This is a genomic window from Rhodoplanes roseus (assembly GCF_003258865.1).
GTDB lineage: Bacteria > Pseudomonadota > Alphaproteobacteria > Rhizobiales > Xanthobacteraceae > Rhodoplanes > Rhodoplanes roseus.
The window spans coordinates 1-12251 of sequence record NZ_NPEX01000178.1; the positions used below are offsets into that span (position 1 = coordinate 1).

Below are 12251 nucleotides of genomic sequence, written 5' to 3' on the forward strand. Positions count from 1 at the left end.
CTGCGGTCCGCGCCCCGGAACGACGAATGGGCGTCCGCCACCTCAGTATCCCTCGTACAGCCGGTAGGCGAGGCCGGGGGGCAGGCCTGCTTCGATGATCTTCCGGGCCGCCCCGTCGATGTCGTAGGGGACCCGCACGTAAGTGAGCACGTCGGTGGCGTCGTCGAGCACGGCGTAGCAGGCGGCCGGATTGCGGTCGCGCGGCTGCCCGACCGACCCGACCACGGCGAGCCAGCGCCGCCGCGAGGTCAGCGGGATCTCGACCCGGTCGACCGGATCGAAGCTCGCGAACTTTCCCGTCACCGACATGTGGAACAGGGCCGGCACGTGGGTGTGGCCGCAGAAGGTCACATGCGCCCGCGTGGCCACCAGGGCGCGCGAGGCCGAATACAGGTCCGTGATGTAGCCCCAGCCTTTGGGATCGACCGGGTTGGCATGGACATAGAGGACCGTGCCCTTCTCGACGGTGAGCGGCAGCCGGGACAGGAAGTCGCGATGCTGCGGGGTGAGCACGGTGCGGGTCCAGGCGATCGCCGCGGCCGCATCGTCGTTCATGTCGGCGCGCTCGCCCGCGGCGGCCGCGTCGTGGTTGCCGAGCACCGCCACTGCACCTCGACCGACATGGGCCATGACGGTATCCAGCACCCAGACCGGGTCGGCGCCGTAGCCCACGAAGTCGCCGAGGAACACGTAAGCGTCGACCGCGCTCCGCTCGGCATGGTCGAGACAGGCCTCGAGAGCCTCTCGATTGGCGTGAATGTCACTGATCAGGGCTGTCCGCATGGTGTGATGCCGCCCCCGGGCGCCGGCAACGTTTCCTTAAGTTTAACCGCTGCTAATCGACCTGTCGCGCATGCTCGCGGTGCCCCCGCTCGACTCTGGATTCCATTGACGCCCATACAGTCCCATGGTATCCCAACATTACCCAGGGTTAATGTTTTCGTCCGCCTCGTCCGGGCCGTCCGGACCCGGTCGGACGGCGTACGAGGCCAGCGTCAGGCCGGCGTGGAGTGCGCAGTCGAATGGACCGCTTCGTGGGACAGTTCACGTCGCGGCTCGATTCCAAGGGACGCGTCTCGATTCCGGCGTCCTTCCGCGCGGTGCTCGCCCGGGACGGCTTCGAGGGACTGTACTGCTATCCGAGCCTGGACCGGCCGGCGGTCGACGTGGGGGGCAACGCCCTGCTCGGCGAGATCGAGCAGCTGATCGCTCGGTTTCCGCCCTACTCGGAGGAGCGGGAGGAGTTTCTGGTCGCGCTCTACGGCACGAGCGAGACCCTGCGTGTGGACGGCGAGGGCCGGGTGGTGCTGACCGAGATGATCAAGGTTCACGCCGGGATCGGCGACACGGTCGGCTTCGTCGGGCTCGGTCACAAGTTTCAGATCTGGGAACCGAACGGCTTCCGCGCGCATCTTGCAAAGGCCACTGCGACAGTGCGCGCGACGACCAAGCGGCTGGGTTCCGAGCGCGGGGCGCCTGGCGCCGGAGCACGGGAATGACGGCGGGCCGCGACACCCTGGGCCGGGAGGCCCGAGAGGGTGTCGCTGGCGGACTGGCTCGCCACATTCCCGTGCTCGCCCGCCCCGCCCTGGATCTCCTGGCGGTCCACGACGACGGTCTCTACATCGACGGCACGTTCGGGGCGGGCGGCTACACGCGCGCCATCCTGGAGGCCGCGCCGGGGGCGCGCGTCGTCGCCCTCGATCGTGACCAGACCGCGATCGCCGCCGGCTGGGATCTGGTCGAGGCGGCGGGCGGCCGTCTGACCCTGGTCGAATCCCGCTTCTCGGATCTGGCCGAGGTCGCGGCGCCCGGCACGGCCGCCGGCGTCGTCCTCGACATCGGCGTCTCGTCCATGCAGATCGACGACCCCGAGCGCGGCTTCTCGTTCCGCTTCGACGGGCCGCTCGACATGCGCATGGGCCAGGACGGGCCGTCGGCCGCCGACCTCGTCGCCCGCGCCTCCGAGCGCGACCTCGCCAACCTTATCTTCCATCTCGGCGAGGAGCGGCACTCGCGCGGCGTCGCCCGCGCCATCGTCAAGGCGCGCGCCGAGGCGCCGATCACCACGACGCGGCGGCTCGCCGACATCGTCGCCCGCGTGGTGCGCTCGAAGCCGAACGAAATCCATCCGGCGACGCGGACGTTCCAGGCGCTGCGCATGATGATCAACGACGAGCTCGGCGAGCTCGCGAATGCCCTCCTGGCGGCCGAGCAGGTGCTGGCGCCGGGCGGACGTCTCGTCGTCGTGTCGTTCCACTCGCTGGAGGACCGGCTGGTGAAGACGTTCCTGGCCGGACGCAGCGGGGCCGGCGGCGTGTCGCGCCACCTGCCCGACACGGCGCGCCCCGCCGGGAGCTTCGCGGTGCTGACCAAGCGACCGGTCACGGCCGACGAGGCCGAGCTCGCGGAGAACCCGCGCGCCCGCTCGGCCAAGCTGCGCGCCGCCGAACGCACCGCCGCGCCGGCCTGGACCAGCGAGCCGGCCGGCCTGCCGCCGCTCCCGTCGCTCACCGAGATGCTGCGGGGAGGATGACATGCGACTTCTCAACGTGATCGTCGCAGTCCTGCTCGTGATGGCGGCGGCCTATGTCTACAAGATCAAGTTCGAGGCGACCGTGGAGGCCGAGAAGGTCGCCAAGCTGCGCACCGAGATCGTGCGCGAGCGCGACAAGGCGGCCGCGCTGAGGGCCGAATCCGCCAAGCTGGAAAACCCCGGCCGCATCCAGGAGCTGGCGAACCGCCATCTCAAGCTGCAGCTTCTCGACGCCACCCAGATCGAATCCCTCGACGGCCTGCCGCCGCGTCCGGCCGAGCCGTCGCCGGTCGACGCCGATCCGATCGGCGCCATGCTGGAGGCCGTGGTGCCCGCCGGCGAGGCGACCGGAAGCGTGCCGACGGGCTCTGCCCCGGCGGCCGGGAGGCAGCCATGACGTCCGCTCCCCCGCCCGGCCCCGCCGACGCCCAGCTCCCGGTCGCCGTCCCGGACGCGCCGCATGTTCCGTGGCATCGCCGGCTCGTGCAGGCCCTGCTCTACGACCGCAAGATCGACCGCAGCCGCAAGACGCGGGCCCGCATCGGCCTCGCCGTTCTGGTGTTCGGCTGCATCTACGGGATCATCGCGGGCCGCCTCGTCCTCTACGCGGTGGCGCCCGAGACCCATGCGAACCGGCGCGGCGGCGGATCCGACGCGGTCGCCACGGCCCGTCCCGACATTCTCGACCGCACCGGCGAGATCCTCGCCACCGACGTGCGGGTGCCGTCGCTGTTCGCCGAGCCGAAGCGGTTGATCGATGCCGACGAGGCGGTCGAGCTGCTCACCGCCGTGATGCCGGATCTCGACACCGGCGAGCTGCGCGACCGGCTCGGCTCGAAGAAGGGCTTCGCCTGGCTGAAGCGCGAGATCACCCCCAAGCAGCAGCGCGAGGTGCACCGCCTGGGCATTCCGGGCCTCGGCTTCCTCAACGAGAACAAGCGGATCTATCCGAACGGCCGCGAGGTCTCGCATCTCATCGGCCACGTCAATATCGACAACCAGGGCATCGCCGGCCTGGAGAAGTATCTCGATAGCCGCGGCCTCGCCGACCTGCACCGCGCCGGCCTCGCCTCCGACCGCCAGCAGGAGCCGCTGCAGCTCGCCGTCGATCTGCGCGTCCAGCACGCCATGCACGACGAGCTCGGCCGGGCGCGCGAGAAGTTCAAGGCCAAGGCGGCCGCCGGCGTGGTGCTGGACGTCGACACCGGCGAGATCGTCTCGATGGTGTCGCACCCGGACTACGATCCGAACAACCCGAAGGAGGCGCTCGATCCCAACCGGATGAACCGGCTCACCACCGGCGTGTTCGAGATGGGCTCGGTGTTCAAGGCGCTGACCGTCGGGATGACGCTGGACTCCGGCAAGATGACGCTGAACTCGTCGGTCGACGCGCGCAGCGCGCTGCACTGGGGCAAGTTCAAGATCAGCGACTATCACGCCCAGAACCGCGTGCTCTCGGTGCCCGAGGTGTTCACCTACTCGTCGAACGTCGGCGCCGCCAAGATGGCGCTCGCGGTCGGCGTCGAAGGACACAAGCAGTACTTGCGAAAGATCGGCCAGCTCGACCGGCTGCGCACCGAGCTGCCGGAGAGCGCCGAGCCGATCGTGCCGAAGCGCTGGGGCGAGCTCAACACCATCACGATCTCGTTCGGCCACGGCCTCTCGGTCGCGCCGCTGCAGGCCCTGATGGGCGTCGCCGCGCTGATGAACGGCGGGTATCTGATCCAGCCGACCTTCCTCAAGCGCAGCCCGCAGGAGGCCCGCGCCGTGGCCAAGCGGGTCGTCAAGCCCGAGACCTCGGTCGCCATGCGCTACCTGATGCGGCTCAACTCGGAGAAGGGCTCGGGCAAGACCGCCGAGGTGAAGGGCTACTATGTCGGCGGCAAGACCGGCACGGCCGAGAAGGTGGTCGGCGGCCGCTACTCCAAGACCAAGCTGCTGTGCGACTTCATCGCCGTGCTGCCGGCCGACAAGCCGCGCTACGTGGTGCTGATCATGCTCGACGAGCCGCAGCCGACGCCGGAGACGCACGGCTTCGCCACCGCCGGCTGGAACGCCGCGCCGACCGCCGGCAAGGTGATCGCCCGCATCGCCCCGCTGCTCGGCCTCCAGCCGCGCTTCGACCTGCCGCCCGCCGACCAGCTCATCCTCGGCCGCGGCAAGCCCGCCGCCGCCGCGTCGGACCTGACGTCGTCCACCACCCGCCGCGAGGCGCGGGCGACGAGCGGGACCACGGCCGCGCCGCCGCCCACCTCGCTCCAGCCCCCGTCCGTCCGCCCCCCCGCCTCGGTGCCGGCCCAGGGACGGTGAGGGTCTCCGATCCGTAGAACCGCCTGCGGCTCCAGCCATCCTATGCGCTGTGAATCGGCGCGTAGGTGACCGAGACGTCGACCTGCAGGCCGATCGGATCGTCGGGACGGCCGGCGAAGCTGCCCGAGATCGGGCTCGCCTGCGCGGCCTCACGGGTCACGCCGACCCGGATCAGATTCGAGCCGGCGAGCAGGCCGTTGGTCGGGTCGTACTCGATCCAGCCGGCGCCCGGCAGGTAGACGGAGCACCACGCGTGCGTGCTGCCGCCGCCGACGGTGGCGCCGGACGTGTCGTCGTAGAGATAGCCGGTGACGAAGCGCGTCGCGACGCCGAAGCTGCGCAACGCCTCCATCATCAGCACGGCGAAGTCGCGACAGGTTCCGCGGCCGGACCGGATGGTGGCGGCGGCCGTCTGCGTCCCCTCCTCGTGCCGGGCCTGATAGCCGAACTGCTGCTTGATCGCGCCCGTCATCGCCGCGAGGACGTCCAGGGTCTCGGCGGATCCCGCCTCGGCGAGCATCCGCCGGGCCCAGGCGCTGACCACGCCGTCCGGGTCCGGCTCCTGCTGGACCGCCAGCCGGCCGAGATCGGCGAGATCGTCGGCCGTGTAGGCGAACGGAAACGCCGTCGCGTGGGGCTCCAGGGTGTATCGCGGCAACGGCGGCCCGGCGGGATGATGTGTGAGATCCAGCGTGGAGACGATCCTCAGGCGGTCGCTGCGGGTGGCCTCGCTCCAGTCGAGGAAGCAGATCGAGTTGTTGAAGATGTCGTGCTTCCAGGTCACCCGGGCCGGAGCCGGATCGACGACCAGGTCGGCCCGATGCAGGCGCAGGTCGTGGCTCTCGTCGGGCCGCACCATCAGCCGGTGACGCCCGAGCCCGACCGGATTGCGGTAGGCGTATTCGGTCGTGTGGACGATTTCGATTCTGGCCATGGACCTGATCACGATCGCGGCGCGACGGGAACTCCCGCGAGCGTAGCCCGGGTTTCGCCGCAGGCGAAAGCCGGGGTCGTTCGCCGAGACCGCGCGAGAAGACCCGGACTTCGCTTGCGCTCAGTCCGGGCTACGGGCGCGGTCCGGGCTGCTGCTCCTGCGGCCCTCTCCTCACAGCCCCAGCGGCCACACCAGGGGGCATTCCGTGGTGGGGTACTCGCACAGGCCCTCGCGGTCGCTGTTGCAGGGCGGGTCGTAGGTCTCGAGCAGATCCTGGGCGATCTCCTGGCGGCGCTCGGCATTGCCCTCCAGGCGCACGAAGATGCTGTTGGCGCCGATGCGCTCGAAGCAGGCCGTGCGGCAATGCGTCAGCGGGCTGTCCGAGAGGTCGCGCGTCTCGCCCACATAGACGTGGCGGTAGGACGAGCCGTTCGGCACCGTGTAGCGGATCGCCACCACATAGACGGCGCCGGTGGACTTGAACTCGGTGTCGCGGTCGTAGGCGAGAAACTCGTAAGCCTGACCGGACTGCCCCGTGAACGTCGCGGTTGCGAGTGAAGCCATGGCCACCCCCAAAAAATTGCCGGCCGAGACGGCCGCACCCGTCGAATTCTACCAGAAGGCGAGCCTGATGGCGAATTAGGCAGACGATATTCCGCTCATTATTTAGGCTCAACGGCTTGCCGGCGATTGTTGATGCTGCGTCGCAACATTCGATCGCGCCGCTTTGCTTCCCACCGTTAACGAACATGCTAAACCGGAGCCGCCGGGTGGAGGCCCGGCGAAGCACGGCGGGGCGAACATGCGGCTGCGCGATCTTCTGGAACCGGGCGCTCGATTCGAGGCGAGGCACGGCGACCGTCCGATCACGGCCGTGACGGCGGACAGCCGCGCGGCGACGCCGGGCGCCCTCTTCGCGGCGGTGCCGGGCACCAAGGCGGACGGGCTGACCTATGTGCCGGCGGCGCTGGCGAACGGCGCCGTGGCCGTGCTGGCCGAGCGGGCGCCGGTCGCTCCGCTGCCCGACGAGACCGCGCTGGTACTGGTGGACGATGTCCGCCGCGCGCTTGCGCTGGCCGCCGCCCGCCTGCATCCGCGCCAGCCCGCCGTCATCGCCGCCGTCACCGGGACGAGCGGCAAGACCTCGGTCGCCTCCTACACGCGCCAGCTCTGGGCGGCGCTCGGCCACAAGGCGGCGTCGATCGGCACCATCGGGCTGGTGACGCCGACCGAGGAGCACTACGGCTCGCTGACCACGCCCGATCCGGTCGCGCTGCATGTGACGCTCGACCGCATCGCCGGCGAGGGCGTGACGCATCTGGCGCTGGAGGCCTCCTCGCACGGGATCGAGCAGCACCGCCTCGACGGCGTGCGGGTGGCGGTCGCCGGCTTCACCAACATCACCCGCGACCATCTCGACTATCACCTCACCTTCGAGGCGTATCTGGCCGCCAAGCTCGGCCTGTTCGAGCGCCTGCTCGACGCCGACGGCACCGCCGTGATCGACATCGACCACCCGCATGCCGAGGCCGTGCTGGCGGCGGCGCGGGCCCGCGGCATCAAGGTCCTGACGGTCGGGCAGAGCGAGAGCGCCGACATTCGGGCCGCGGCGGTGGCGATCGACGGCTTCTCCCAGACCGTCACGATCGTGCACCGGGGCCGCACCACGGTCGTCCGTCTGCCGCTGGTCGGCGCCTTCCAGGTCGACAACGCGCTGGTCGCGGCCGGCCAGGTGATCGCCACCGGCGGCGACCCGGCCGCGGTGTTCGAGCAGCTCGAAGGGCTGGAAGGCGCCAAGGGCCGGCTGGAGCTGGTCGGCCACCGGCGCGGCGCGCCGATCTTCGTCGACTACGCCCACAAGCCGGACGCCCTCGCCAAGGCGCTCGACGCGCTGCGGCCGTATGCGAAGGGCAGGCTCGTCGTGGTGTTCGGCGCCGGCGGCGACCGCGACACCGGCAAGCGTCCCCTGATGGGCGCCATCGCGGCCGAGAAGGCCGACCGCGTCATCGTCACGGACGACAATCCGCGCAGCGAGGAGCCGGCGGCGATCCGGGCCCAAATCCTGGCCGCGGCGCCGGGCGCGATCGAGATCGGCGACCGCCGCCAGGCGATCCAGCAGGCGATCGAGGACCTCGCCGAGGGCGACGTGCTGCTGGTCGCCGGCAAGGGCCACGAGACCGGCCAGACCATCAAAGGGACGACGCTGCCGTTCAGCGACCACGAGGCGGTGACGTCCGTCTTACGGGACAAGACTTCGGCCCTGCGGGAGAAGAGCGCATGACCACGCCGCCGCTGTGGACCGTCGCCGACATGGCCGCCGCCATGGCGGCGCAGCGGTCCGGCCCCCTGCCCGATTCGATCGTCGGCCTGTCGATCGACAGCCGCACCTGCTCGGCGGGCGAGGCGTTCTTCGCCATCCTGGGCGACCGCCTCGACGGCCACGACTTCGTCGCCAAGGCGCTCGCCAACGGCGCGGCCCTCGCCGTCGTCTCGGCGGCGCGGCGCGGCGAGTTCCCGGCCGACGCGCCGCTGCTGGTCGTGCTCGACGTGCTGGAGGGCTTGCGCAATCTCGCCCGCGCCGCGCGGGCGCGCTCGCCGGCCAGAATCGTCGCGGTCACCGGGTCGGTCGGCAAGACCTCGACCAAGGAGGCGTTGCGGATCGCGCTGCGCGCCGACGGCGAGACCCACGCCTCGACGGCGTCGTTCAACAATCACTGGGGCGTGCCGCTGTCGCTCGCCCGCCTGCCCGAGACGGCCCGCTACGCCGTGTTCGAGATCGGCATGAACCACGCCGGCGAGATCACGCCGCTGGTCGCCATGGTGCGGCCGCACGTGGCGATCGTCACGACGGTCGAGCCGGTGCATCTCGAGTTCTTCCCCGACGTCGCCGCCATCGCCGACGCCAAGGCGGAGATCTTCACCGGCCTGGAGCCCGGCGGCGCCGCCGTGATCAACCGCGACAATCCGCATTACGAGCGGCTGAAGCGCCGCGCCGGCGCGGCCGGCGTGAAGCGCATCGTGTCGTTCGGCGAGCACCCCAAGGCCGACGCGCGGCTGGTCAAATACGCCCTGCAGGACGACGGCTCGACCGTCGAGGCCTCGATCCTCGGCACGCTGGCCGACTACCGGATCGGCGCGCCGGGCCGTCACTTCGTGCTCAACTCGCTCGCCGTGCTGGCGGCCGCGAGCCTCGCCGGCGCCGACCTCGCCCTCGCCGCGCTGGCGCTGGCCGAGCAGCGCCCGGCGACCGGCCGCGGCACCCGCACGGATCTGTTCATCGGCGACGGCCGCGCCCTGCTGATCGACGAGAGCTACAACGCCAACCCGACCTCCATGGCCGCCGCGCTCGCCGTGCTGGGCCGGGCGCCGCTCGGCGCCCGCGGCCGCCGCATCGCCGTGCTGGGCGACATGCTGGAGCTCGGCGCCGCGGGGGCGGAGCTGCATCGCGGCCTCGTCGACGCCGTGGCGGCGAGCACCATCGACCTCGTGTTCTGCGCCGGCCCGCTGATGCGCGCGCTGTGGGACGCCCTGCCGGCCGAGCGGCGCGGCGGCTGGGCCGCGAATTCCGAGGAGCTCGAGCCGCAGGTGCTCGCCTCCGTCCATCCCGGCGACGCCGTCATGGTGAAGGGCTCGCTCGGCTCCCGCATGGGGCCGATCGTCAAGGCCCTGGCGCGTCGCTATCCCGCCCCCGCGGCGTCCGACGACCTTCCAGTGCGAGGCTGACCGCATGCTCTATTGGCTCGCCGATCTCTCCGACGTCTTCAGCGCGCTCAACGTCTTCCGCTACATCACGTTCCGGGCCGCCGGCGCGATCGTGACGGCGGCCCTGTTCGTGTTCCTGTTCGGCCCGACCATCATCCGCCTGCTGCGGGTGAAGCAGGGCAAGGGCCAGCCGATCCGGGCCGACGGGCCGAAGTCGCATCTGCTCACCAAGGTCGGCACGCCGACCATGGGCGGGCTGATGATCCTGTCCGGCCTCGTCGTCTCCACCGTGCTGTGGGCCAACCCGGCGAACCCCTATGTGTGGATCGTGCTCGGCGTCACGCTCGGCTTCGGGCTGATCGGCTTCTACGACGACTATCTCAAGGTGACCAAGCAGACCCATGCGGGCTTCTCGGGCAAGACCCGGCTGGCGCTGGAGACGCTGATCGCCGTGATGGCCTGCTTCGCCCTGGCGATGCTGGGCCGCGCGCCGCTGACCACCTCGCTCGCCTTCCCGTTCGTCAAGGACATGGTGGTCGATCTCGGCTGGTTCTTCCTCGCCTTCGGCGCCTTCATCATCGTCGGCGCCGGCAACGCCGTGAACCTGACCGACGGCCTCGACGGCCTCGCCATCGTGCCCGTGATGATCGCGGCGGCGAGCTTCGGCGGCATCTCCTGGGTGGTCGGCAACGCCGTGTTCGCCGACTACCTGCAGCTCAACTTCGTCGCCGGCGCCGGCGAGCTGGCGGTGCTGTGCGCCGCCATCCTGGGGGCCGGGCTCGGCTTCCTGTGGTTCAATGCGCCGCCCGCCTCGGTGTTCATGGGGGACACCGGCTCGCTGGCGCTCGGCGGCCTGCTCGGCTCGATCGCCGTGGTGACCAAGCACGAGGTGGTGCTCGGCATCATCGGCGGCCTGTTCGTGCTGGAAGCCGTCTCGGTGATCGTCCAGGTCGTCTCGTTCAAGCTAACCGGCAAGCGGGTTTTCAAGATGGCCCCGCTGCATCATCATTTCGAGCAGCTCGGCTGGACCGAGCCGCAGATCGTGATCCGCTTCTGGATCATCTCGGTGGTGCTGGCGCTCGCCGGCCTCTCCACCCTGAAGCTGAGGTGACGACGGGGACCGGGCCGATGTCGATCGCCACAAACTCAGCCTCGTCATGCCCGCGCTCGTCGCGGGCATCCACGCTCTTCGCAGCGGCTCGAGCCCGAACATCGTGGATGGCCGGGACGAGCCCGGCCATGACGACGGCGAAACCGAACGTCGAAAGGACCTTCCGATGATTCCCGTCACCACGCTGGAAGGCCGCAAGGTGGCGATCTTCGGGCTCGGGGCATCCGGGCTCGCCACCGCCAGCGCGCTGTTCGCCGGAGGCGCCGACGTAGTCGGCTGGGACGACAGCGAGGAGCGCATCGCCTATGCGGCGAGCGCCGGCATCCCGACCGCCGATCTGCGCACCATCGACTGGTCGCGCTTCGCGGCCCTGGTGCTCGCCCCTGGCGTGCCGCTCACCCATCCGGCGCCGCACTGGACGGTCGGGCTCGCCCGCGCCGCCGGCGTCGAGGTGATCGGCGACATCGAGCTGTTCTGCCGCGAGCGCGCCGCGCATGCGCCGAACGCGCATTTCATCGCCATCACCGGCACCAACGGCAAGTCGACCACCACGGCGCTCACGACCCACCTGCTCGCCTCGGCCGGTCGCGAGGTGCAGATCGGCGGCAATATCGGCACCGCCATCCTGTCGTTGAAGCCGCCGCAGCCCGGCCTCGTCCACGTCATCGAGGTGTCGTCGTTCCAGATCGACCTCGCGCCGAGCCTCGATCCGTCGATCGGCATCCTGCTCAACGTCACCGAGGACCATCTCGACCGCCACGGCACCATGGAGACCTATGCGGGCCTCAAGGAGCGCCTGGTCGCCGGCGTCCAGGAGGGCGGCACCGCCGTGATCGGCGTCGATGACGATTATTGTCAGGCCGCCGCCGACCGGGTCGCCCGGTCGGGCCGCAAGGTCGTGCGGGTCTCGGTGCGCCGGCCGCTCGCCGACGGGATCTATGTCGAGGGCGGACGCATCCTGCGCGCCGAAGGCGCAGCGAGCAGCGAGATCGCCCTGCTCGGCGGCATCGCCACGCTGCGCGGCACCCACAACGCCCAGAACGCCGCCTGTGCCAGCGCTGCGGCCCTCGCGCTCGGTCTCACCCCGAAGGACATTCAGGCGGGGCTGCGCACCTATCCGGGGCTCGCGCACCGGATCGAGGAGGTCGGCCGCTACGGCTCGATCCTGTTCGTCAACGACTCCAAGGCGACCAATGCGGACGCTGCGGCGCGCGCGCTCGCCTGCTTCTCGGACATCTTCTGGATCGCCGGGGGCAAGCCGAAGTCCGGCGGCATCGCGCCGCTGGAGGGCTTCTTCCCGCGCGTGCGAAAAGCCTATCTGATCGGCGAGGCGGCCGAGGATTTTTCCCGCACGCTCGACGGCAAGGCGCCGTGGAGCATCTCGGGCACGCTCGACAAGGCCGTCGCCCAGGCCGCCGAGGACGCCGCCGCGGCGGGGCTGCAGCAGGCCGTGGTGCTGCTGTCGCCCGCCTGCGCGTCCTACGACCAGTTCAAGAACTTCGAGGTCCGCGGCGACGCCTTCCGCAAGCTGGTGAAGGCACTGCCCGGGGTGAAGTCGTGACGTAGCCCGCATTGCGCTGCGAGACTGGGCAAGAAATCCGCTTCAGGCCTGGAGGGCCGAGAGTGGTCGCCGGCGGGCTTCGGTCGAGGCGATTTCG

The 12251-nt window shown here is 70.7% G+C and carries 11 protein-coding genes; 8 read left to right on the forward strand and 3 right to left on the reverse strand.

Going from position 1 to position 12251, the window contains the following annotated elements; all coding sequences use genetic code 11:
* Positions 1–42: 42 nt before the first annotated feature.
* Entirely contained in the window at positions 43–783 is a 741-nt protein-coding gene (locus CH341_RS21135) for a metallophosphoesterase family protein (protein ID WP_111420961.1), read from the reverse strand.
* 239 nt (positions 784–1022) lie between these two features.
* Here CH341_RS21135 and CH341_RS21140 point away from each other — a divergent pair, with 239 nt between their 5' ends.
* From CH341_RS21140 to CH341_RS21155, 4 genes are read left to right on the forward strand one after another with little or no spacing between them, the layout of a single operon-like run.
* Complete coding sequence (locus CH341_RS21140; protein WP_111420962.1) at positions 1023–1499, forward strand: division/cell wall cluster transcriptional repressor MraZ; 477 nt, start codon at positions 1023–1025, stop codon at positions 1497–1499.
* Complete coding sequence (rsmH, locus tag CH341_RS21145; protein ID WP_111420963.1) at positions 1496–2536, forward strand: 16S rRNA (cytosine(1402)-N(4))-methyltransferase RsmH; 1041 nt, start codon at positions 1496–1498, stop codon at positions 2534–2536. Before CH341_RS21140 ends, rsmH begins: the two co-directional genes overlap by 4 nt.
* A gap of 1 nt (position 2537) precedes the next feature.
* Positions 2538–2933, forward strand: a complete 396-nt coding sequence (ftsL, locus tag CH341_RS21150; RefSeq protein ID WP_111420964.1) for a cell division protein FtsL — start codon at positions 2538–2540, stop codon at positions 2931–2933.
* The gene (locus CH341_RS21155) at positions 2930–4846 is read left to right on the forward strand and encodes a peptidoglycan D,D-transpeptidase FtsI family protein (protein ID WP_111420965.1); all 1917 of its coding nucleotides are present in this window, start codon (positions 2930–2932) and stop codon (positions 4844–4846) included. The genes ftsL and CH341_RS21155 overlap by 4 nt, the downstream gene beginning before the upstream one ends.
* 40 nt (positions 4847–4886) lie before the next feature.
* On the opposite strand, the gene CH341_RS21160 is transcribed toward CH341_RS21155, so the two are convergent.
* Together CH341_RS21160 and CH341_RS21165 are read right to left on the reverse strand one after the other, a co-directional pair.
* Entirely contained in the window at positions 4887–5780 is an 894-nt protein-coding gene (locus CH341_RS21160; RefSeq protein WP_111420966.1) for a transglutaminase family protein, read from the reverse strand.
* A gap of 171 nt (positions 5781–5951) precedes the next feature.
* Positions 5952–6344 carry a hypothetical protein gene (locus tag CH341_RS21165; protein ID WP_146604561.1) on the reverse strand — a complete coding sequence of 131 codons (393 nt, stop codon included), beginning with the start codon at positions 6342–6344 and terminating at the stop codon, positions 5952–5954.
* A 238-nt stretch (positions 6345–6582) separates the two neighbouring features.
* Here CH341_RS21165 and CH341_RS21170 point away from each other — a divergent pair, with 238 nt between their 5' ends.
* From CH341_RS21170 to murD, 4 genes are all read left to right on the forward strand, one after another.
* Positions 6583–8061, forward strand: coding sequence for a UDP-N-acetylmuramoyl-L-alanyl-D-glutamate--2,6-diaminopimelate ligase (locus CH341_RS21170; RefSeq protein WP_111420968.1), 1479 nt, complete (start codon positions 6583–6585; stop codon positions 8059–8061).
* Positions 8058–9503, forward strand: coding sequence for a UDP-N-acetylmuramoylalanyl-D-glutamyl-2,6-diaminopimelate--D-alanyl-D-alanine ligase (locus CH341_RS21175; protein WP_111420969.1), 1446 nt, complete (start codon positions 8058–8060; stop codon positions 9501–9503). The genes CH341_RS21170 and CH341_RS21175 overlap by 4 nt, the downstream gene beginning before the upstream one ends.
* A 4-nt stretch (positions 9504–9507) precedes the next feature.
* Positions 9508–10593: a phospho-N-acetylmuramoyl-pentapeptide-transferase gene (mraY, locus tag CH341_RS21180; protein ID WP_111420970.1), complete on the forward strand. Its 1086-nt coding sequence runs from the start codon at positions 9508–9510 to the stop codon at positions 10591–10593.
* Positions 10594–10759: 166 nt separating this feature from the next.
* The gene (gene murD, locus CH341_RS21190) at positions 10760–12154 is read left to right on the forward strand and encodes a UDP-N-acetylmuramoyl-L-alanine--D-glutamate ligase (protein WP_111420972.1); all 1395 of its coding nucleotides are present in this window, start codon (positions 10760–10762) and stop codon (positions 12152–12154) included.
* Positions 12155–12251: the final 97 nt, after the last annotated feature.

Excerpts from the sequence above, each read along its gene's own strand:
- CH341_RS21135 (WP_111420961.1), bottom strand. The coding sequence starts at position 783 with ATGCGGACAGCCCTGATCAGTGACATTCACGCCAATCGAGAGGCTCTC.
- CH341_RS21140 (WP_111420962.1), top strand. The coding sequence starts at position 1,023 with ATGGACCGCTTCGTGGGACAGTTCACGTCGCGGCTCGATTCCAAGGGA.
- rsmH (WP_111420963.1), top strand. The coding sequence starts at position 1,496 with ATGACGGCGGGCCGCGACACCCTGGGCCGGGAGGCCCGAGAGGGTGTC.
- ftsL (WP_111420964.1), top strand. The coding sequence starts at position 2,538 with ATGCGACTTCTCAACGTGATCGTCGCAGTCCTGCTCGTGATGGCGGCG.
- CH341_RS21155 (WP_111420965.1), top strand. The coding sequence starts at position 2,930 with ATGACGTCCGCTCCCCCGCCCGGCCCCGCCGACGCCCAGCTCCCGGTC.
- CH341_RS21160 (WP_111420966.1), bottom strand. The coding sequence starts at position 5,780 with ATGGCCAGAATCGAAATCGTCCACACGACCGAATACGCCTACCGCAAT.
- CH341_RS21165 (WP_146604561.1), bottom strand. The coding sequence starts at position 6,344 with ATGGCTTCACTCGCAACCGCGACGTTCACGGGGCAGTCCGGTCAGGCT.
- CH341_RS21170 (WP_111420968.1), top strand. The coding sequence starts at position 6,583 with ATGCGGCTGCGCGATCTTCTGGAACCGGGCGCTCGATTCGAGGCGAGG.
- CH341_RS21175 (WP_111420969.1), top strand. The coding sequence starts at position 8,058 with ATGACCACGCCGCCGCTGTGGACCGTCGCCGACATGGCCGCCGCCATG.
- mraY (WP_111420970.1), top strand. The coding sequence starts at position 9,508 with ATGCTCTATTGGCTCGCCGATCTCTCCGACGTCTTCAGCGCGCTCAAC.
- murD (WP_111420972.1), top strand. The coding sequence starts at position 10,760 with ATGATTCCCGTCACCACGCTGGAAGGCCGCAAGGTGGCGATCTTCGGG.